We start from the raw sequence: 19,590 nt of genomic DNA, 5'->3' as shown, positions 1-19,590 counted from the left end.
GTCACGCGGCGATGTGGACGGCCCGGCTGAGGGTGCGGGAGCGGGTGGCGTCGGCGAGTACGTCGGTGCTGTCGCAGAACTGGTCGACCGCGCCGAGCGGGGGCAGCGCGCCGAGTTCCGGGCCGGCGCCGTCCAGCAGCGCCTCGGCGAACCGGGCGGCGCCGATGACGCGGAAGGGCCGGTCGAAGTACGGGCGGACCGACGGGTCCAGCGGCGGGGTGAGGGCGAGGCGGTTGTGCAGGGCGGCCACCCGTTCGTAGGCCCGGCACAGGTGGTCCTCGCGGTCGCGCCAGCCGCGCGCCGACAGCGCGGCCGCGAAGCTCTCCCCGAGTTCGGCCGAGCCGGGCAGGCGGGCGAAGGCGCTGCCGAGCCACTTGGCGTAGGGCGGGTAGCGGCGCCGCATCAGCAGGCACAGCCGCATGAGGTCCTCGACGAGCCGGCCGGTGACCAGCAGCGATCCGAGGTCGTCGCCCACCTCGCCGCAGCGGCCGGGGAAGCTCTCGATCTGGGCGACGCGCCGCCACTGGCAGGCGAGCACGTACCGCCACACCTGGCGCGGGTACCAGCGCAGGTTCTCGCGGGCGCGGCCCAGATCACCGAGACCGTCGTGGTACACCTCGCCGCTGGTCATCTCGGCCAGGCGCTGCCACGACGCGCCCAGCCAGTCGGCGGTGGCGATCTCGCCGCGCGGGTCGAAGCCGAGCCGGGCGCGCGCCCACGCGCCGAACCCGGTGACGAGCACCCCGTGCCGTACGGGGTTGCGGTCCGACCCGAAGGCCGTGGGATATCCGCGGAACCGCGCGGGCAGCGCCTCGGGCAGCCGCGCGGCGATCCCCTCGGCCAGATCGGGGTCCACGAACACCAGGACGCGCGGCCCCCAGTCGTGGTCGGTGGAACGCTCGGTGTCGAAGGACAGGACCTCCGAGCCGGGGCCGATGAGGGCGGCGCCGTGCGGCACCTCACCGAGGATGGGCTTGACCACCTCCGTGTAGTAGGCCCGCGACAGCTCCAGGCCGGGCACGAATCCAGGCGCGAAATCGGACATCACTTGATTACTGTGCATCGCGGATCGCCAGGGTTCACCTGGTTTTCCGCTCACCCGGCCGAACCGCTCCCCCGCCGGCCGCGCCGACCACTCTGATCGGCCTCCGACGGCGCCGTACCCGCCTCCTGCGGTGCGCGCGTCACTCCTCCAGCCCGCTCATGATCGCGAATGGCATCGTGCTGACCGGCGTGGACGCCCGCCAGGCCGAACACCTGCTGGGCCTCGTCCGTTACGGCGCCACGCGCCCCTGAGGCCTGGCCGCTTCGAAACTCGAAGGCGCATCGGCGGTGCTAGCGTGAAGGCGTGGCGAGGACGACCAAGGGTTCACGGGCGGGCACCGTGCCGGGCGCGTCCGACGCCTGCCTGCGCGCCGACGCGGCGCTGTCGCGCGCGTTCGGGTTTCTCGGCAAGCGCTGGAACGCCGTGCTGCTCGGCGTGCTCGGCGGCGGGCCGACGGGGTTCCGGGAGTTGTCGCGCGCGGTCGGCGGCATCTCCGACTCGGTGCTCACCGACCGCCTCGCCGAGCTGACCCGCGCGGGGCTGGTCGCACGCACCGTCGGCGAGGGGCCGCCCGTCTCGGTGTCCTACGCCCTCACCGACGCCGGCCGGGCGCTGATGCCCGCGCTGGAGCAGATCTCCCGATGGGCGCGGGAGCATCTGGAGCCGGAGGGACCCGCGCGGTGACGCCGTGCCGTCCCGGGGAACGGCCACAGGAACAGGCGGTACGGCGGAACGGTTAGTGTGCGCCGGAGAGCGTAGTCACTTCTGGATTCGAAGTAGGAGCGGGCGATGGCCGACTACGGACACGCGCTGATGTTCGGTACCTTCCTCACCCCGCAGAACCAGCGGCCGCACGAGGTCGTGGCGCTGGCGCGGCTCAGCGAACAGGCGGGCCTGGACCTGGTCACCTTCCAGGACCACCCCTACCTGCCCGCCTTCCTGGACACCTGGACGCTGCTCACCTGGGCCGCCGCGCGGACCGAGCGGGTGCGGCTGTCGGGCAACGTCCTCAACCTGCCGCTGCGGCCCCCGGCCGTCCTCGCCCGGGCCGCGGCGAGCCTGGACCTGCTGTCCGGCGGCCGTTTCGAGCTCGGCCTCGGCGCCGGCGGCTTCCAGGACGCGGTCACCGCGATGGGCGGCCCGCGCCGCACCCCCGGCGAGGCGGTGGAGGCGCTGAGCGAGGCCATCGACGTCATCCGGGCGGTCTGGGACCCCTCCGAGCGCGGCGGCGTGCGCGTCGACGGCGCTCACTACCAGGTCAAAGGGGCCAAACGCGGCCCGGAGCCCGCCCACGACATCGCCATCTGGCTCGGCGCGCTGAAGCCGCGCATGCTGCGCCTCATCGGCGCGAAGGCCGACGGATGGCTGCCCAGCCTGCCGTACCTGGAGGAGGGCGCCCTGGAGCGGGGCAACCAGATCATCGACGAGGCGGCGGCCGAGGCCGGGCGCGCCCCGGGTGAGATCCGCCGCCTGCTCAACATCGGCGGCCGGTTCACCACCGGCGACGAGGGGTTCCTGCAGGGACCCCCGCGGCAATGGGTCGACCAGTTGCTGCCCCTCGCGCTCGACCAGGGAGTGAGCACGTTCATCCTGATGAGCGACGACGCGGAGGCGATCCAGGTCTGGGGCGCGGAGGTCGCGCCCGCCCTGCGCGAGGCCGCCGAACGCGAACGCCGCGCCGGCGGCCCCCCTCGCCCGGCCGTCACGGCCTGACGGACGTCACCGCCCGCAGGACGGCCGTGGTGTCGGACAGATCGGGGAGCACGATGTCGGCGCCGGCCGCCCGGAGCTCCGCGACGCCGTGGGAGCCGGTCGCGACGGCGACGCACCTGGCCCCGGCGGCCCGCGCGGTGGCGACGTCGCGCGGGGTGTCGCCGATGATGACGGTGCCGGCGCCGTCGTGCCGCCGCCCGAGGTGCCGCCCGGCCCTGCCGAAGGCGTGGACGGGCAGGTCCGTGCGCTCGTAGGCGTCCTCCCCGTACGCGCCGAGCCGCAGGTCGACGTACCCGGTCAGGCCGAACGCGCGCAGCTTCAGCTCCGCGATCGCGAAGAGGTTGCCGGTGAGGACGGACTGGTGGACGCCCGGGACGGCGCCCAGGGCGGTCAGCGCGGCGACCGCGCCGGGCAGCACCCGGCCCTCGGCGGACATGGCGCCGAGGAGGGCGCCCATCTCGGCCGTGAGGGCTTCGGCGAAGGCGCGGAACAGGCCGCCGTCGTGCGGATCCAGGCCGTGCTCGCGCAGCGCGTCGGTGACGGCGGCGCGCTCGGTGCGGCCGTCGAAGCGCCACGGCAGGCGCATCGGCAGCCCGGTCGCCCGCCGGAACGCGGTGGCGTACACCCGCTGGGTCACGGCGCTGGAATCGATCAGCGTGTGGTCGATGTCCCACAACACCAGCGACGGCGCGGCCGGGGACCCGTCCGCGTCCGCCCCGGGCCGGGGATCGGCCGGTAATCGGCCCGGCGCGCAGGGTTCAGAGGAGCCGGCGGTCACAGGATGGCGCCGGGCCGGTAGGCGGCGGCCTCGGGGTGGCGGGCCACCACGGCCTCCACCCGGGACACCACCTCGGTGACCTGGGCCGCCGCCGCGCCGGTGAAGGTGACCGGGTCGGCCAGCGCGGCGCGCAGCGCGGGAAGGTCTAGGGGGAAGCGCGGGTCGGCGTCGAGCCGCTCCAGCAGCGTGTTGGCCGCGCCGGTCTCACGCATGGCCAGCGCCGCCGCCACGGCGTGCTCCTTGATCAGCTCGTGGGCCGTCTCGCGGCCGACGCCCGCCCGCACGGCGGCCATCAGCATCTTGGTGGTCGACAGGAACGGCAGGTAGCGGTCCAGCTCGGCCGCGATCACCGCGGGGAAAGCGCCGAACTCGGCCAGCACCGTCAGCATCGTCTCGGCCAGCCCGTCGAAGGCGAAGAACGCGTCGGGCAGCGCCACCCGGCGCACCACCGAGCAGGACACGTCCCCCTCGTTCCACTGGTCCCCGGCCAGCTCACCGGCCATCGAGGCGTACCCGCGCAGCACGACGGCCAGGCCGTTGACCCGCTCGCAGGAGCGGGTGTTCATCTTGTGCGGCATCGCGCTGGAGCCGACCTGGCCCGGCTGGAAGCCCTCGGTGACCAGCTCGTGCCCGGCCATCAGCCGGATCGTCTTGGCCAGGCTGGACGGCGCCGCCGCGAGCTGCACCAGCGTGGTCAGCGCCTCGTAGTCCAGCGACCGGGGGTAGACCTGCCCGACGCTGGTCAGCCCGGCCGTGAAGCCCAGGTGCCCCGCCACGCGCTCCTCCAGCGCCGCGAGCTTGGGCGCGTCCCCGCCGAGCAGGTCCAGCATGTCCTGCGCGGTGCCGACCGGCCCCTTGATCCCGCGCAGCGGGTAGCGGGCGATCAGCTCCTCCAGCCGCGCGAACGCCACCAGCAGCTCGTCGGCCGCCGTGGCGAACCGCTTGCCGAGCGTGGTGGCCTGCGCCGCGACGTTGTGCGAGCGCCCCGCCATGACGACGCCGGCGTGCCGGGCGGCCAGGTCCGCCAGGGCGGCCAGCATGGCCACGCACCGGTCGCGCACGAGCACGAGGCTGTCGCGGACCTGCATCTGCTCGACGTTCTCGGTCAGGTCGCGGGAGGTCATGCCCTTGTGGACGTGCTCGTGCCCCGCCAGGTCGTTGAACTCCTCGATGCGGGCCTTGACGTCGTGCCGCGTGACCCGCTCGCGCGCGGCGATCGAGGCCAGGTCCACCTTGCCGGCCACGGCCTCGTAGTCGTCCACCACCCCCGGCGGCACCGCCACACCGAGATCGCCCTGCGCCCGCAGAACGGCCAGCCACAGCCGCCGCTCGGCCACCACCTTGTTCTCAGGAGACCACACTCGCGCCAACTCGGGCGAGGCGTATCGGGCGGCCAGGACGTTAGGAATGCGCGGCTTATCGGTCACGCTGCCCCAGTCTAGAAGCACCACCTCCTCCACCCGCGCACGGCCCGCCACGGCGGACGCCTCCCCCGCGAACGGCGAGCCGTCCCTGCGATCGGCCGCTCCGCACAAGGGAGATGCGTTCGGTGAACATGCTCGGCGTGATGGGAGCGTCGCCGTTCAGGTGATGATCGGGCTGCGCCGCTCGATGAGCAGTACGTCACGCCAGACGCCGTGGTGACGGCCGACGCGTTCCCGGGTGCCGATCACGCGGAAGCCGGCGCGGGCGTGCGGAGCGAGGCCGGCGGTGTTCTCCGGGAAGACCCCCGACTGGACGGTCCAGATTCCGGCTGCTTCGGTGGCGGCGATCAACGCGTGGAGCACCGCCAGGCCGGCTCCTCGTCGATGCCGAGCCGGGAGATCTCCAGCACCTCGCCGGCGTGCTCAGGCGTCATGGCGGCGACCCTCAGGCTGTCAGCGGGCACCGGCGCCCGCCCCTGGGAGGAGTTCGGTGATCAGGCCGCGCACCCGCCGCTCGATCTCGTCGCGGATCGGGCGGACCGCCTCCACTCCCTGGCCCGCGGGGTCGTCGAGCTGCCAATCGAGGTAACGCTTACCGGGAAAGAAGGGGCAGGTGTCGCCGCAGCCCATGGTGATGACGACATCGGAGGCACGTACCGCGCCGGTGGTGAGCACCTTGGGGATCTCGGCGGAGATGTCGACGCCGATCTCTTCCATCGCCTCCACCACGGCGGGGTTCACCGCGTCGGCGGGCGCCGACCCTGCGGAGCGGACCCGGACGCGGCCCGGCGCGAGGTGGGTGAGGAAGGCGGCGGCCATCTGGGAGCGGCCGGCGTTGTGGACGCAGACGAACAGCACTTCCGGGATATCGGACACGAGACGGCTCCTCGCGAGGGCGGTCAGGCCGGCTGAGATCGGATGCGACGGCGCAGGGCCAGGGAGAGGTAGACCAGCGCGACGAGGGCGGGAACCTCGATCAGCGGGCCGACCACTCCGGCGAGGGCCTGGCCGGAGGTGAGGCCGAAGGTGGCGATGGCCACCGCGATGGCCAGCTCGAAGTTGTTGCCCGCGGCGGTGAACGCCAGCGTCGCGGTGCGTGCGTACCCGAGCCCGGCGAGCCGTCCCAGCGCGAACGAGCCGCACCACATGATGACGAAGTAGGCCAGCAGCGGCAGCGCGATCCGGGCCACGTCCCACGGTCTGGCGGTGATGGCCTCTCCTTGCAGGGCGAACAGGATCACGATGGTGAACAGCAGCCCCCACAGCGCCGCGGGGCCGATCTTCGGCAGGAAGCGGGTCTCGTACCAGGCCCGGCCTTTGATCTTCTCGCCCAGGCGGCGGGTGAGGTGGCCGGCGACAAGTGGGACGCCGAGGAAGATGAGCACGGAGCGGGCGATGTCCCCGGTGGAGACATCCAGCTCGGTCGTGGCCAGGCCGAGCCATCCGGGCAGGACACCGAGGTAGAACCAGCCCAGGGCGGCGAAGGCGATGACCTGGAAGACGCTGTTGAGCGCGACCAGGACGGCGGCGGCCTCCCGGTCGCCGCAGGCCAGGTCGTTCCAGATGACGACCATGGCGATGCAGCGGGCCAGGCCGACAATGATCAAACCGGTCCGGTAGGCGGGCAGGTCCGGCAGGAGGATCCACGCCAGGGCGAACATGACCGCCGGGCCGAGGATCCAGTTGAGCACCAGGGAGGAGACGAGCAGGCGCCGGTCGCCGGTCACCGTGTCGACACGGTCGTAGCGGACCTTGGCCAGCACCGGATACATCATGACCAGCAGGCCGAGCGCGATCGGCAGCGAGATGCCGTCCACCTGCACGGCCTCCAGCGCGCCACCCAGGCCGGGAATCGCGCGGCCGGCCGCCAGTCCGAGGGCCATGGCGGCGGCGATCCAGAACGGCAGCAGCCGGTCCAGCATCGACAACCGCCCCACCACCGCCCCGGTGTCGTCCACGTTTCCGGAGGCGACGACGGTTCTGGAAGTGTCGGTCATGCCGCCGCCACCACGCGCGGCCCCAGGATCGCCGACAACCGCTCCAGCGTTCCGGGGTTGATCCAGTAGTAGACCCAGGTGCCGCGCCGCTCGCAGTCGATCAGGCCCGCGTTGCGAAGGACCTTCAAATGGTGGCTGATGGTCGGCGCGGTCACCTCGAAGGCGTCGGTCAGGTCGCACACGCACGCCTCGCCGCCCTCGTGGCAGGCGATGAGGGACAGCAGCCGCAGCCGCACCGGGTCGGCGATGGCCTTGAACAGCGGGGCCAGCTCTTCGGCCTCGGCCTGACCGAGAGGCTCGCAGGCCAGCGGCGTACAACAGGCCGCGCTGCCGGTGTCGCTCGCCAGAGGCTGGATGACCGGCGGCCGTTGTTTCGACATGCATCTAACTTGACAGGTTTCTAAGCAAGCCGCAAGCTGGCGGCGAGGCGCTGGTTAGACGTTCATCTAAGCAGTCCCTTCGGTGGCGGACACCACCACTCGCCCACCCGTCCAAGGAGGAACCATGTCCCGCGTCCAGCTCGCCCTGCGCGTCTCCGACCTGGAAGGCTCAATCGCCTTCTACTCCGAACTTTTCGGCGTCGAACCGGCCAAGCGCCGCGAGGGATACGCCAACTTCGCCATCGCCGAGCCGCCGCTGAAACTCGTCCTGATCGAGGGGGAGGCCGGACAGGAGACCCGCTTGGACCACCTGGGGGTTGAGGTCTCCTCCAGCGACGAGGTCACCGCCGCGACGGAGCGGCTGAAGGAGGCGGGCCTGGCCACCTTCGAGGAGAACGACACCTCCTGCTGCTACGCCCTGCAGGACAAGGTGTGGGTCCACGGCCCCGGCCGAGAGCCGTGGGAGGTGTATGTGGTGAAGGCCGACGCCGACACCCTCGGCAAGTCCGCCCAGTTCTCTAGTGCCCCCGCCGCGCCCTGCGTGTGCGGCTCCCCGGCCGAGCAGAGCGTCGACGACCGAGAGGTGGCACCCTCCGCGAAAACCGGTTGTTGCTGAGGTCTGCACGACCAGGGCCCGCCGTAAGCCCTGGCGGGCCCTGGTGATTTCATTCAGCCTTGCCAAGGGCGGGAGTCTCACGAAGTAGCACAGATGGGGACATAACTGTAATTATGTTCCCATCTAAGCGATCTTCACCATCGGACCGCCAAGCCCTCCACCCCGATGATGGCCCGCAGCATCAGAGTCGGCGCTTGTTCACCGCGCCGTCGGTGCGCGATGGAGCCCGTAACGGTGACGAACAGATTCGGAGACATAACAGACCAGTCGTGCGACCGGATCTTTCTGAGCACGGACTTCGCCTGTTTCTCCGGACTGTTCGTGTCGCCGGTCCGGTCAATGATGACGAACTGGTCCCCGCGTAACCTGCAGACGGCGCCGGATTCCGCGTAAGTACTCATCATCAACTCGGGATAGGGCCCGGCTTGTCGTTCTTGGTGGCCTTGGGGTCCGGGAAGTCGCCCGCGACCTTGACCTGGTGCCACCTCAGGCCCTTCGACTTGTGCGCCGTCGACAGCACCAGATCGGCGCGGTCCTCGCTCACCGGCTCCGCCAGGTCGTCGAGCACCTGGTCCGTGCCGTGGCTGTCGATGAGCTTCACGAACGGCGCGAGGTCGCTGCCAGCCTTCTCGTTTTCAAGGTGTTGACGGCGATCTGGATGTCACGATTGAAGTTCCGGTCCGTGACATCCAGATCGGTGATCCATCCGTCGTTCGGCCGCTGGCCATCGCTATGGAGTGGCCGTACCGTGCCGACTCGGCTCGGATGGCGTCACGTCGAATGGACGGTGAGATCTTCTCTTCGTCGTCCCTCGTCTCCGGCACCCGGATTCACTCGATCGCCGGAAGAAGACCGGCGGCGGCGGAAGCGTTCCTTGGTGCGTTCGACCATGGTGTACAGGGTCGGGACCAGGATCAGGGTCAGCAGGGTCGAGGAGACCAGGCCGCCGATGACCACGATGGCCAGGGGCTGGGAGATGAAGCCTCCCGAGCCGGTCAGGCCGATCGCCATCGGGGTCAGGGCGCAGATCGTGGCGACCGCGGTCATCAGGATCGGGCGCAGGCGGCGCCTGCCGCCCTCCAGGACGGCCTCGGTCACGCCGAGGCCCTGTTCGCGGTACTGGTTGATCAGGTCGATCAGCACGATCGCGTTGGTGACCACGATGCCGATCAGCATGAGCATGCCGATCAGCGCCGGGACGCCTAGCGGGGTGTCGGTCAGCCGCAGCAGGCCGATCGCGCCCGTCGCGGCGAACGGGATGGACACCAGCAGGATCAGCGGCTGCACGAAGCTGCGGAACGTCGCCACCATGATCATGAAGACGATGGCGATCGCGGCCAGCATGGCCAGGCCGAGCTGGCCGAAGGCCTCCTGCTGGTCGGCGCTCACGCCGCCGATGCTGTAGCTCACCCCGGTGGGCAGCGAGACCGTCTTCATCTTCTCGGTCAGCTTGGCGGTGACGCTGCCGAGATCGCTGGCATCGGCCGCCGCCGACACCGAGGCGGTGCGGTCGCCGTCCTTGCGGGTGATCTGCGTCGGACCCGCGACCCGCTCCACGTCGGCCACACTGGACAGCTTCACCGGGCCCGCCGCGGTCGGCAGCTCCAGGTCGCGCACCGCGGCGATGTCCCCGGGGGCGTCGTCGGCCGAGCGCAGGATGACGTCGCCGGCCCGGCCGTCCACGGTGACCTCGCCGATCGGCGCGCCGCGGAACGTCTGCGCCACCATCTGGCCGACCCCGGTCTCGGTCAGGCCCTTGGCCGCCGCCTTCTCCCTGTCGACGCGCACCTCGACGCGCGGCACGCTCGCCTCCAGGTTGGAGGACACGTCGCGCAGGCCCGTGATGCCCTTCATGGCCGCCGCCACCGCGTCGGCGCCCTTCGTCAGCGCGTCCAGGTCCGGGCCCTGCAGGACGACCTCGGCGCGGTCGGAGGCGAAGCCGCCGCCGCCCTGCCCGCCGACCGTGACCTCGCCGACGCCGCCGAGCGTCGCGAGCCGGTCGCGCAGCCGGGTCTCCAGCCCCGGGGTGTCCACGCCCTCGTCCACGGTGACCGAGTACGACGCCCGGTCGGCCGACCCGCCGACCGCGCCGCCGAACGAGCCGCCGGAGCCGACGTTGACCTGGTAGGAGGCGACACCGTGCTCGGTGGACAGGACCTCCTCGACCTTCTTGGCCGCCGCGTCGGTGGTGGCCAGGTCCGTGCCCGCCGGCATCTTCTGCGTCAGCGAGATCGTGTCCTGGCCCGAGGAGTCGATGAAGTTGGTCTTCAGCCCCGGCGCCAGCGCCAGCGTGCCCGCGAACACCAGGAAGCCGATCAGCAGCGTGACCAGCCGCCGCCGCGTCGCGAACCTCAGCACCGGCAGGTACATCCGCTGCAGCGGGCTGCGCAGTTCCTTGGCCTCGGCGCGCTCGCGGAACTCCCGCGCCTGCTCGGGCGACAGCTTCGGCGCCTTGAGGAACCAGTACGCCAGCACGGGGATCACCGTCAGCGACACCAGCAGGGACGCCAGCAGCGCCACCGTCACCGTGATCGCGAACGGCGCGAACAGCTCGCCGACCAGGCCGCCCACGAACGCGATCGGCAGGAACACCGCCACGGTGGTGAGGGTGGAGGCCGTCACCGCGCCGCTGACCTCGCGCACGCCGCTCAGCACCGCGGTGCGCTTGTCCTCGCCGTACCCGAGGTGGCGCTTGATGTTCTCCAGCACCACGATGGAGTCGTCCACCACGCGGCCGATCGCGATCGTCAGCGCGCCCAGCGTCAACAGGTTCAGCGAGTAGTCGCCGGCCCACAGCGCGAGCAGCGCGATCACCACCGACAGCGGGATCGACACCGCCGTGACGAGCGTCGAGCGCACCGACAGCAGGAACACCAGGATGACCAGCACGGCGAACGCCAGGCCGAGCAGGCCCTCGGTCGTCAGGTCCTCGATCGACCGCTCCACGTAGGGCGCCTGGTCGAAGATCACCGTGATCTTCGTGCCGTCGCCCAGTGAGCGGGTCAGGGCGGGCAGCTTGTCGCGGACGTCGTGCGAGACGCGGACCGCGTTGCCGTCCGGCGCCATGGTGATCGCCAGGCCGAGGCTCGGCTGCCCGTTCGTCCGGGTGACCGTCGTGGCGTCGGCGGGGCGCTCCTCGATCGTGGCCACGTCGCCGAGCCGCACCGGCTTGGGCGCCGCGGGCCGCGCGGCCGGAACCGCCGCCCCCGCCCTACCGGCGGCGGCCCCCTGACCGGGACGCCCCTGCGCCTGGCCCTGCTGTGCCTGCTGCCCCTGGGCCTGCCGGCCCTGGGCGCCCGCCGGGGCGGCCGGGGCCTGCGGCGTCAGGTACAGGTCGCGCAGGTCCTCGACCGTGGCGACGCGCCGCCCGACCTGCACCGTCAGCGACTTGCCGTCCTCCACCAGGGTGCCCGCCGGGATCGGCGTGCCGTTGGCGCGCAGCAGCTCGGGGATCGCCGCGGGCGACACGCCCTTCTTGGCCATCTTCTTCGCGTCCGGCGTGATGACCACCGTCTGCTCGCGCGCCCCCGTCACCGACGCCTCGCGCACGCCGGCCACGCCCTGCAGCTCGGGGACCGCCACGCGCTCCAGCCGGCCGAGCAGGTCGCGCTGGTCGCCGGCGCCCGCGACGGCCATGACCATCACCGGGATGTCATCGGTGTTGCCCGCGACCACCGTGGGATCCACGCCGTCGGGCAGCTGCGCGCCGAGCCGGGCCACCGCCTGCTGCAGCTTGCTCACCGCGTCCTCGACGTCGGTGCCGTACTCGAAGGAGACCTGGATCTGCGCCAGGCTCTCCCGCGAGGTCGAGGTCACCTCCGTGACCCCGGCGATGCCCTGGAAGCTCGTCTCGATCGGCTTGGTGACCTGCTCTTCGACGATGTCGGGCGACGCCCCCGCGTACGGTGCCACGACGAACGCCCCCGGGAACGAGAGCGAGGGCAGCAGTTGCTGCTTCAGCGACGGGATGGCGAACAGGCCGAACCCGCTGATCACCAATGCCATCAAGATCACGAGACTGCGATTGGCGAGGCTGAGCCTGGCCAGAGCGGTCATGGACGCGGACCCCCAGTAGTCATGAACGATAAGTTTGGAAAACCCTAACACTTCGCGATATACGAATATTTAGCAGGGTATTGAACTTCGGGTTACCTGTACGGGCGAGGATGAAGGGCAACGTGGACGAGAGACAGGAGCTGATCGCCCGCATCGGCGAGGCCCAGCACGCGATAGCGCGCGTCTTCGCCGGCGACCGGTCGATGCCGCTGCTGGCCCTCAACCTGACCATGCAGCAGCTCAAGGTCACGCTGATCCTCGCCGCGCGCGGCTCGGCCTCCGGCCAGGAGCTCGCCCACGTCCTCGGCACCGGCCTCGGCACCGTCACCGGCATCGTCGACCGCCTCGTCGCCCAGGGCCTGGTCTCCCGCCACGAGGACCCCAACGACCGCCGCATCCGCCGCGTCCGCCTCACCGACGCCGGCACCCGCATGGCCGAGGAACTCGCCGACGCCGGGCTCGCCAACTACCGCCGCCTGCTCGACCGCCTCGACCTGGAGACCCTGCGCGAGCTCGAACACGTCATGGACAAGCTGCGGCAGGCCGCCGCGGACCTGCCCGGCGGCTGGTGATACCTTCCACGACCATGCGCGCCTCCGACGACCCGGCGGCCTCTCCCGCCGCCTATCTCGACGGGCTCTTCTCCCTGTCCGGACGCACCGCCCTGGTCACCGGCGGCAGCTCCGGCATCGGGTACGGCATGGCCGAGGCCATCGGCCGCGCCGGCGCCGCCGTCGTCCTCGTGGCTCGCAGGCCCGCCGAGCTGGAGGACGCCGTGGAACGCCTGCGCGGCCACGGCGTCCGCGCCGCGTCCATCCCCGCCGACCTCGCCGACGCCGAGGCCGTCCGGCACGTCTGCGAGAACGCCGCCGGCCACTTCGGCGAGATCGACATCCTGGCCAACGTCGCCGCCAACAACATCCGCCGCCCCATGGCCGAGCTCACCCCCGAGGACTACGACCTCACCATGCGGGTGAACATCACCGCGCCCTACCTGCTCGGCCAGCACTTCGGGCCCCGCATGGCCGCGCGCGGCTGGGGCCGCATCATCAACGTCGGCTCCCAGCAGTCCATCAGCGCCTTCGGCGACAGCGGCGCCTACGGCGTCAGCAAGGCGGCCATCACCGGGCTCACCCGCTCGCAGGCGGAGGCGTGGTCACGGCACGGCGTCTCGGTGAACACGATAATCCCGGGGTTCGTGCTGACCCCGCTCACCGCGCCCGCCCAGGCCGTCCCCGGCCGGGTCGAGACCATGGCCGCCCGCTCGATGCTCGGCCGCAACGGCCTTCCCGCGGACTTCGCGGGCGCCGCGGTGCTGCTCGCCGGGGACGCCGCCGCCTACATCACCGGCCAGATGCTGTTCGTGGACGGCGGCTTCTTCGTCCACTGACGAGCGTTTCCTCCCTCGCCGTTGGGAGCCCGGGTTCCGGGTAGAGGGTGGGCGTACGGTCGACGGCCTTTACAACGTAGATCATAGAGGGCCGATTTGACCTGGAGTGCGGTCCAGCACGAAGACTGGAACCCATCCGACGAGAAGATCGAGGAGGACCACGCATGAAGCAGCGAACCCTCGGCCAGGGCCTGACCGTCTCGTCCCTCGGCCTCGGCTGCATGGGCATGAGCGAGTTCTACGGCGCCGGCGACGACGCGGAGTCCGTGGCGACCCTGCACCGCGCGCTCGACCTGGGCGTCACCTTCCTGGACACCGCCGACATGTACGGGCCGTTCACCAACGAGCGGCTCGTGGGCACGGCGATCGCGGAGCGCAGGGACGAGGTGGTGCTGGCCACCAAGTTCGGCGTCGAGCGCGGCGAGGACGGCGCGCGGCTCGGGATCAACGGGCGGCCCGACTACGTGCGGCACGCCTGCGACGCCTCGCTGCGGCGGCTCGGCGTCGACCACATCGACCTGTACTACCAGCACCGCGTCGACCCGGCGGTCCCGATCGAGGAGACCTGGGGGGCCATGGCCGAGCTGGTGGCCGCGGGCAAGGTGCGCCACCTCGGCATCTCCGAGGCCGCCCCCTCGGTCGTGCGCCGCGCGCACGCCGTGCACCCGATCACCGCGGGCCAGTACGAGTACTCGCTGTTCACCCGCGACCCCGAGGACGCGATCCTGGGGACGTTCCGCGAGCTCGGCATCGGTCTGGTGGCCTACAGCCCCCTGGGCCGCGGCATGCTGACCGGGGCGCTCACCGGGCGGTTCGGCCACGGCGACTTCCGCACTGCCGCCCCGCGCTTCCAGGGCGAGAACTTCGAGGCCAACCAGCGCCTGGCCGGCCGCGTCGAGGAGATCGCCGGGGCCAAGGGCGTCACCGCGGCCCAGCTCTCGCTGGCCTGGGTGCTGGCGCAGGGCGAGGACATCGTGCCCATCCCGGGCACCAAGCGGCGCTCCTACCTGGAGCAGAACGTCGCAGCCCTGGACATCGCCCTCACGGTGGAGGAACTGGCGGAGCTGGAGAAGGCCGCGCCCCGGGACGCCGTCGCGGGCGCCCGCTACCCGGCGGGCAGCCTTCCGGACATCTCTTCCTAGGGGGCCCGGGTCAGCGGGTGTCGGTGACCACGCGCAGGCCCAGGCCGATCAGGACCACCCCGGAGATCCGCTCCAGCGCGCGGCGCACCCGCGGGCGCTCGAAGACCGCGCGCACGCGGGCCAGGAGCCAGATCACCGCCAGGTACCACACGGTGTCCACCGCGACCCAGATCAGCGCGAGCGCCATCAGCGTCGCGGGGACGCCGGCGCCGGCGGGCACGAACTGCGGCAGGAACGACAGCGCGAACACCGCGGCCTTGGGGTTGGCCAGCGCCGTGCCGAGGCCGAGCAGGTAGGAGCGCCACGCGCCGGGGACGGGCGCGGCCTCCGGCGCGGCGGGCCCGGGCCCGGGGCCGCCGCGGCGGGACTGCCACAGCGACCGCGCGCCGAGCCAGACCAGCACGGCGGCCCCGCCGATCCTGATCGCCTCGTAGGCGACCTCGGAGGCGGTGAGCAGGGCCGACAGGCCGAAGACGGCGGCGAGCGCCCACAACAGCACGCCGGTCTCGTTGCCGAGCATCGCGGCGGCGCCGCGGGAGGGGCCGGCGCGCAGCGTCTGGCGCAGGATGATCGCGGTGCTGACACCGGGGATCATCGCGATGAGGAAGCAGGACCCGATGAACGCGGCGAGGTACACGCGGGAATCCTCTAGGCGCGCGGACGGCCGGGGCAACGGGTTATCGTCGAGCCAGAGATCCCCTGACCGGTCTGTGATATTTAGTGACGCTTTTCCCGGGACTTTGGCGGCACGTCACTTCGCGCGAGCGATGCTCGGTGGGGAGGAGGTTTCCGTGAGCCAGAAGATCACCCGGCCACGCATCGTCGTGGGCGTGAACCATTCTCCCGCCGCGACGGCCGTGCTGCGCTGGGCGCTCGGGGAGGCCCGGCTGAGGAACGCGATGATCGAGGCCGTGCACGCCTGGCAGTGGTCGGGCCAGCACCGGGCCTCGTACGCGCCGATGGGCACCTGGCGCTCCCACGACGAGGAGTACGAGGCCGCCAGGGAGCGCACCCGCCGCATCGTGGCGCAGGTCCTGCCCGCCACCGAGCCGATCGTGACGCACGGCCCGCCCGCCCAGGTGCTGCTGAGCCACTGCGAGGACGCCGAGATGCTGGTGCTCGGCACGCGCAGCCCGGCGCCCGGCATGCCCGCCGCCGCCACGCCGGTGGTGGCCGCCTGCATCATGGGGGCGCGCTGCCCCGTGGTCGTGATCTCCTCCCCCGCCGCGCCGTCCCCGGCGTTCCACGGCTACGAGCTCAGCGGGGCGCGCTCCGGCTGAGCGGCGCCGGCCTCGCCCGCCGCGCCCGTGCCGTACAGGGCGGACAGCTCCTCGACCGCCGAGATGATGAGGCCGCGCAGCTCGGCGGGGCCGAGCACCTCCACGCTCGCGCCCATGCGCAGCAGCAGCCACCGGGCGTGGCGCACCGACTCGATGGGCAGCCGCAGCACCCTCCAGCCGTCCTCCCCCGGCGGCCCGGCCGTGGCCAGCGCCGCCTCCGTGGCCCGGGTGCCCGCCGTGATCCGGAGCATCTCCTCGGCTCCGGGGGCCACCCGCAGGACGGCCTCGGCGGGGTACAGGCGCTCCTGGAAGCCGGCGGAGTACTCCTGCCAGAACCGCCCGAGGTCGAAGCCCTCCGGCGGGGCGAAGCGCACGGGCAGCGCCTCGGCGGAGAGGATCCGCGAGACCCGGTAGGTGCGCGGCTCCGCCCCGGCCGGAGCGGCGACCAGGTACCAGGAGCCGCCCTTCAGCACCAGCCCGTACGGCCGCACCTGCCGGGCCACCTCGGCCTGCCCCCAGCGGCGGTAGAGCATCCTGATCTCGCGGCCCTCCCACACCGCGTCGGCGACCAGCCCGAGCAGCGGGACGTCGTCGGCGTCGCGGTACCAGCCGGGCACGTCCAGCAGGAATCGCTCGCGCATGCGGGAGGCGTGCGAGCGCGGCTCGGGGGGCAGCGCGGCGAGCAGCTTGAGCTCGGCCGCGGCGGCCACCTCGGCCAGGCCCAGCTCGGCGGCGGGGCCGGGCAGCCCTGCCAGGAACAGCGAGGAGGCCTCCTCGGCGCTCAGGCCGTTGAGCCGGGTGCGGTAGCCGTCCAGGAGCTGGTAGCCGCCCGCGGGACCCCGGTCGGCGTACACGGGGACGCCCGCCCCGGACAGCGCCTCGACGTCGCGGTAGACGGTGCGCACCGACACCTCCAGCTCCCGGGACAGCTCGGCGGCCGTCATCCGGCCGCGCGTCTGCAGGAGCAGGAGGAGGGACAGCAGCCGGCTTGCGCGCATACCGCCTAGTGTCCCTGATTTGCCAAACGAACACCAAAAATGTTCGTATGAACGCATGGATCGTTTGCACGCCATCATGGAAACGCTCATGACCACCGACAGCGTGTCGGTCGCCGCGCTCGCCGCCGAGCACGGCGTCTCGGAGATGACCATCCGGCGGGACCTGGACGAGCTGGCCCAGCAGGGCGTGGCCCGCCGGGTGCGCGGCGGCGCCCAGAGCCTGCTGCTGCGCGGCGAGGAACCCCCCTTCGGCGTGCGCGCCCACGAGGCGACCGCCGCCAAGACCCGCATCGCCGCCGAGGTGGCCGGGCTGCTCGCCGACGGCGAGGCGGTCGTGCTGGACTCCGGGACCACCACGCTGGAGGTCGCCCGCGCCGTCCACGCGCGACGGCTCACCGTCCTGCCCCTGTCGCTGCAGTCGATCCAGGCCCTCGCCGACGCGCCCCGGCTGCGCATGGTGCTGCCCGCCGGGGAGGTGCGCCATGGCGAGCTGAACGTCACCGGGCCGCTCGCGGTGGGCACGATCGGCGCGCTGCGCTTCGACACCGCGGTCATCGGCTGCTGCGGGATCTCCGCCGAGCACGGCATCACCGCCCACGACCTGGACGAGGTCGCGGTCAAGCAGGCCGCGATCGCCTCGGCCCGGCGCGTCGTCGTCGCCGCGGACTCCTCCAAGTTCCGCCAGACCGCCTTCGCCGCCGTCTGCCCGATCGGCCGCGTGGACGTGCTGGTCACCGACGCCGGCATCCCCCGCGAGCAGCACGAGGCCCTCACCGCCGCCGGCGTCACCGTCCGCGTGGTCCCATGAGCACCCCGCCCGGCCCGGCCGAGCCCTCCGGCTCCCGGGACACCGTCCGTTCCGCCACCTCCCCCGCCGTACCCCCCTCTTCGGTGCCCGGGGCGGCGCTGCGGCGCGCCCGGTGGGCGGTGTACGTCACGTTCGCCATCCCCGGGATGGCCATCGGCGTGTGGACGGCCCGCATCCCCGCGATCAAGGAGAGCCTGGCGCTGTCCGACGGGCGGCTCAGCGTCGCGTTGCTCGCCATCGCCGCGGGCGCGCTGGCCGGCATGCAGGTCATCGGGCGGCTGGCCGACCGGCGCGGCGCCGTCGGCGTCATGGTCCCGCTCGCCTTCGCCCAGGCCGCCGTCCTGCTGCCCCCGGCCTTCATGCCCGGCCTGACCTCGCTCGCGGCGTCGCTCGCGGTGTTCGGCCTGGTGCACGGCATGCTCGACATCGCGATGAACGCCGTCGCGGTGGAGGTGGAGCGGGCGGGCGGGCGGCCGCTGATGTCGTCCTTCCACGCCGCGTTCAGCGTCGGCGGGTTCGCGGGCGCCGGGATCGGCGCGCTGTTCGCGCACGCGCACGCCGCGGCGTGGGTCACCTTCGCCGCGACGGCCGCCCTGCTGGCCGTCCTGGCCGCCGCCGCGGCCTGGGCGATCCTTCCGGCCATGCCCGCCGTACGCGCCCGCCCGGCTCCGCCGCCCCCGGGAGCGGCCTCGGCACCCCCCACAGGGACGGCCCTGGACACGGCCCCGGCGATCACCACCTCAGGGACAGCCTCGGCAGCCGCCGCGGGGGTGGCCCCGGTCACGGCCTCAGGGACGATCTCAGGCGGCGGCCGCGCGGCGCGGCGGGGCGGCGGGGTGCGCGGCGTGCTGTTCCTCGGCGTGCTCGTCTTCTGCTGCGGGATCGGTGAGGGGGCCGCGGCCGACTGGGGGTCGGTGTACATGCGCGAGGACCTGGCCGCCTCCGCCGGGGTCGCCGCCCTCGCCTACGCCGCGTTCTCGATCATGATGACGGCCGGGCGGCTGGCCGGCGACCGGCTCGCGCACCGGTTCGGCCCCGCGCCGCTGGTCCGCGCCTGCGGCCTGCTGGCCGGCGCGGGCCTGGCGGCGGCCCTGCTGCTGCGACACCCGGCCGCGGCGATCGCCGGGTTCGCCTGCTTCGGCGCGGGCCTGTCGTGCATCGTGCCGCAGGTGTTCTCGGCCGCCGGCAACCGCGACCCCGCCCGAGCCGGGCGCGCCCTGGCCCGCGTCGCCGGGCTCGGCTACCTGGGCCTGCTCACCGGCCCCGTGCTGATCGGCGGCGCCGCCGAGTGGCTCGGCCTGCCCCGGGCGCTGGCGATCCCCGCCGCGCTCGCCGTGCTGGTGGCCCTGGCCGCGCGCGCCGTCCGCGCGCCCCGGGACGCTCAGATGTCCTCCGCCGGGTCCGGGGGCGACGGGGGCCGCTCGGTGCCGGTGCCGCCCTCCCCCGGGGAGGGCGTCGGCGACGGCTTCAGCGTGTCGTTCGGCGACGGCACCGGCGGGGGCGTCGGCAGGAAGTAGGTGCCCGGGATGGGGCGGGACGGCGGCACGGCCTCGTCGCGCGGCCCGAGCAGCAGCCAGGCGATCGCCCCGGTCAGCGTCAGCAGCAGCGCCAGCGCCGACAGCGCGACCAGCACCGCCCGGCGGGTCTCGGTGGGCGGCGGCGCGGGCGGCGGCGGCAGCGGCAGCGCGGGCGCGCGGTCACCGAGCCAGTACGGCACGAAGTCCGGGCCGTGCGTCTCGCCGATCAGCGTGCCGGTGACCAGCACCGACTCCAGGAACCACCCCGCGCCCGGCCCGCCCTTCTCGTAGGGCACGGCCACCCACGGCGAGCTGCCGGCGTCCATCGCCACGACCCTGGGCACGCTCGCGGCGCCCCGGCCCCGGGCGCGGGCCACCCACCCGCGCACGCCGCCGCGCGGCGGCGCCGCCTGGCGCACGGAGGTGAGGAACCGCTCGCGGGCCGC

The 19,590-nt window shown here is 73.0% G+C and carries 19 protein-coding genes and 1 pseudogene; 9 read left to right on the top strand and 11 right to left on the bottom strand.

Going from position 1 to position 19,590, the window contains the following annotated elements; translation table 11 throughout:
• Position 1 precedes the first annotated feature (1 nt).
• Positions 2-1,045 (bottom strand): DUF4037 domain-containing protein, encoded by a 1,044-nt coding sequence (locus tag BJ982_RS25785; RefSeq protein WP_184884178.1) that lies wholly within the window; start codon positions 1,043-1,045, stop codon positions 2-4.
• A gap of 303 nt (positions 1,046-1,348) precedes the next feature.
• On the opposite strand from BJ982_RS25785, the gene BJ982_RS25780 reads away from it, so the two are divergent.
• Positions 1,349-1,729, top strand: coding sequence for a winged helix-turn-helix transcriptional regulator (locus BJ982_RS25780; protein ID WP_203958787.1), 381 nt, complete (start codon positions 1,349-1,351; stop codon positions 1,727-1,729).
• A 105-nt stretch (positions 1,730-1,834) separates the two neighbouring features.
• Positions 1,835-2,746, top strand: a pseudogene (locus tag BJ982_RS25775) (LLM class flavin-dependent oxidoreductase); the annotation flags it as partial.
• A 1-nt stretch (position 2,747) separates the two neighbouring features.
• Here the strand turns inward: BJ982_RS25775 and BJ982_RS25770 are convergent.
• The 6 genes from BJ982_RS25770 to BJ982_RS25745 all read right to left on the bottom strand — a co-directional run bounded on the left by BJ982_RS25770 (position 2,748) and on the right by BJ982_RS25745 (position 7,337).
• Positions 2,748-3,536, bottom strand: a complete 789-nt coding sequence (locus BJ982_RS25770) for an HAD family hydrolase (protein WP_184884174.1) — start codon at positions 3,534-3,536, stop codon at positions 2,748-2,750.
• Positions 3,533-4,963, bottom strand: a complete 1,431-nt coding sequence (purB, locus tag BJ982_RS25765) for an adenylosuccinate lyase (protein ID WP_184884172.1) — start codon at positions 4,961-4,963, stop codon at positions 3,533-3,535. Before purB ends, BJ982_RS25770 begins: the two co-directional genes overlap by 4 nt.
• A gap of 156 nt (positions 4,964-5,119) precedes the next feature.
• Complete coding sequence (locus BJ982_RS25760; protein ID WP_203958786.1) at positions 5,120-5,323, bottom strand: GNAT family N-acetyltransferase; 204 nt, start codon at positions 5,321-5,323, stop codon at positions 5,120-5,122.
• 90 nt (positions 5,324-5,413) lie between these two features.
• Positions 5,414-5,836, bottom strand: a complete 423-nt coding sequence (locus tag BJ982_RS25755) for an arsenate reductase ArsC (RefSeq protein WP_275411654.1) — start codon at positions 5,834-5,836, stop codon at positions 5,414-5,416.
• A 23-nt stretch (positions 5,837-5,859) separates the two neighbouring features.
• Complete coding sequence (gene arsB, locus BJ982_RS25750) at positions 5,860-6,957, bottom strand: ACR3 family arsenite efflux transporter (protein ID WP_221482373.1); 1,098 nt, start codon at positions 6,955-6,957, stop codon at positions 5,860-5,862.
• Entirely contained in the window at positions 6,954-7,337 is a 384-nt protein-coding gene (locus BJ982_RS25745; protein ID WP_184884170.1) for an ArsR/SmtB family transcription factor, read from the bottom strand. Before BJ982_RS25745 ends, arsB begins: the two co-directional genes overlap by 4 nt.
• A gap of 124 nt (positions 7,338-7,461) precedes the next feature.
• On the opposite strand from BJ982_RS25745, the gene BJ982_RS25740 reads away from it, so the two are divergent.
• Positions 7,462-7,953, top strand: coding sequence for an ArsI/CadI family heavy metal resistance metalloenzyme (locus tag BJ982_RS25740; protein ID WP_184884168.1), 492 nt, complete (start codon positions 7,462-7,464; stop codon positions 7,951-7,953).
• Between the two features lie 403 nt (positions 7,954-8,356).
• Here BJ982_RS25740 and BJ982_RS25735 read toward each other — a convergent pair whose 3' ends face one another.
• On the bottom strand, positions 8,357-8,554 hold the full coding sequence (locus BJ982_RS25735; RefSeq protein WP_184884166.1) for a hypothetical protein: 198 nt from the start codon (positions 8,552-8,554) through the stop codon (positions 8,357-8,359).
• Between the two features lie 170 nt (positions 8,555-8,724).
• Positions 8,725-12,009, bottom strand: coding sequence for an efflux RND transporter permease subunit (locus BJ982_RS25730; protein ID WP_184884164.1), 3,285 nt, complete (start codon positions 12,007-12,009; stop codon positions 8,725-8,727).
• Positions 12,010-12,131: 122 nt separating this feature from the next.
• Between BJ982_RS25730 and BJ982_RS40575 the strand changes: the two genes are divergently transcribed.
• The 3 genes from BJ982_RS40575 to BJ982_RS25715 all read left to right on the top strand — a co-directional run bounded on the left by BJ982_RS40575 (position 12,132) and on the right by BJ982_RS25715 (position 14,541).
• Positions 12,132-12,581, top strand: a complete 450-nt coding sequence (locus BJ982_RS40575; RefSeq protein WP_275411653.1) for a MarR family winged helix-turn-helix transcriptional regulator — start codon at positions 12,132-12,134, stop codon at positions 12,579-12,581.
• Between the two features lie 14 nt (positions 12,582-12,595).
• Positions 12,596-13,399 (top strand): SDR family NAD(P)-dependent oxidoreductase, encoded by an 804-nt coding sequence (locus tag BJ982_RS25720; RefSeq protein WP_184884159.1) that lies wholly within the window; start codon positions 12,596-12,598, stop codon positions 13,397-13,399.
• Positions 13,400-13,563: 164 nt separating this feature from the next.
• Positions 13,564-14,541: an aldo/keto reductase gene (locus BJ982_RS25715; RefSeq protein WP_184884157.1), complete on the top strand. Its 978-nt coding sequence runs from the start codon at positions 13,564-13,566 to the stop codon at positions 14,539-14,541.
• Between the two features lie 10 nt (positions 14,542-14,551).
• On the opposite strand, the gene BJ982_RS25710 is transcribed toward BJ982_RS25715, so the two are convergent.
• Positions 14,552-15,178 (bottom strand): LysE family translocator, encoded by a 627-nt coding sequence (locus BJ982_RS25710; RefSeq protein ID WP_239122609.1) that lies wholly within the window; start codon positions 15,176-15,178, stop codon positions 14,552-14,554.
• Between the two features lie 154 nt (positions 15,179-15,332).
• Between BJ982_RS25710 and BJ982_RS25705 the strand changes: the two genes are divergently transcribed.
• Positions 15,333-15,821 (top strand): universal stress protein, encoded by a 489-nt coding sequence (locus BJ982_RS25705; protein WP_184884155.1) that lies wholly within the window; start codon positions 15,333-15,335, stop codon positions 15,819-15,821.
• Here the strand turns inward: BJ982_RS25705 and BJ982_RS25700 are convergent.
• Complete coding sequence (locus BJ982_RS25700; RefSeq protein WP_184884153.1) at positions 15,791-16,819, bottom strand: helix-turn-helix transcriptional regulator; 1,029 nt, start codon at positions 16,817-16,819, stop codon at positions 15,791-15,793. The two genes, BJ982_RS25705 and BJ982_RS25700, sit on opposite strands and share 31 nt — an antisense overlap.
• Positions 16,820-16,874: 55 nt before the next feature.
• Here BJ982_RS25700 and BJ982_RS25695 point away from each other — a divergent pair, with 55 nt between their 5' ends.
• Together BJ982_RS25695 and BJ982_RS25690 are read left to right on the top strand one after the other, a co-directional pair.
• Positions 16,875-17,627 carry a DeoR/GlpR family DNA-binding transcription regulator gene (locus BJ982_RS25695; protein WP_184884151.1) on the top strand — a complete coding sequence of 251 codons (753 nt, stop codon included), beginning with the start codon at positions 16,875-16,877 and terminating at the stop codon, positions 17,625-17,627.
• Complete coding sequence (locus BJ982_RS25690; RefSeq protein WP_184884149.1) at positions 17,624-19,144, top strand: MFS transporter; 1,521 nt, start codon at positions 17,624-17,626, stop codon at positions 19,142-19,144. The genes BJ982_RS25695 and BJ982_RS25690 overlap by 4 nt, the downstream gene beginning before the upstream one ends.
• Positions 19,145-19,590 lie beyond the last annotated feature (446 nt).

Source organism: Sphaerisporangium siamense (genome assembly GCF_014205275.1).
Classification (GTDB): Bacteria; Actinomycetota; Actinomycetes; order Streptosporangiales; family Streptosporangiaceae; genus Sphaerisporangium; species Sphaerisporangium siamense.
This window is presented reverse-complemented; position numbering and strand designations above follow the sequence as displayed.

Coding starts and splice junctions, on each gene's coding strand:
- BJ982_RS25715 (WP_184884157.1), top strand. CDS start 13,564: ATGAAGCAGCGAACCCTCGGCCAGGGCCTGACCGTCTCGTCCCTCGGC.
- BJ982_RS25730 (WP_184884164.1), bottom strand. CDS start 12,009: ATGACCGCTCTGGCCAGGCTCAGCCTCGCCAATCGCAGTCTCGTGATC.
- BJ982_RS25740 (WP_184884168.1), top strand. CDS start 7,462: ATGTCCCGCGTCCAGCTCGCCCTGCGCGTCTCCGACCTGGAAGGCTCA.
- BJ982_RS25785 (WP_184884178.1), bottom strand. CDS start 1,045: ATGTCCGATTTCGCGCCTGGATTCGTGCCCGGCCTGGAGCTGTCGCGG.
- BJ982_RS25720 (WP_184884159.1), top strand. CDS start 12,596: ATGCGCGCCTCCGACGACCCGGCGGCCTCTCCCGCCGCCTATCTCGAC.
- BJ982_RS25690 (WP_184884149.1), top strand. CDS start 17,624: ATGAGCACCCCGCCCGGCCCGGCCGAGCCCTCCGGCTCCCGGGACACC.
- BJ982_RS25695 (WP_184884151.1), top strand. CDS start 16,875: ATGGATCGTTTGCACGCCATCATGGAAACGCTCATGACCACCGACAGC.
- arsB (WP_221482373.1), bottom strand. CDS start 6,957: ATGACCGACACTTCCAGAACCGTCGTCGCCTCCGGAAACGTGGACGAC.
- BJ982_RS25745 (WP_184884170.1), bottom strand. CDS start 7,337: ATGTCGAAACAACGGCCGCCGGTCATCCAGCCTCTGGCGAGCGACACC.
- BJ982_RS25700 (WP_184884153.1), bottom strand. CDS start 16,819: ATGCGCGCAAGCCGGCTGCTGTCCCTCCTCCTGCTCCTGCAGACGCGC.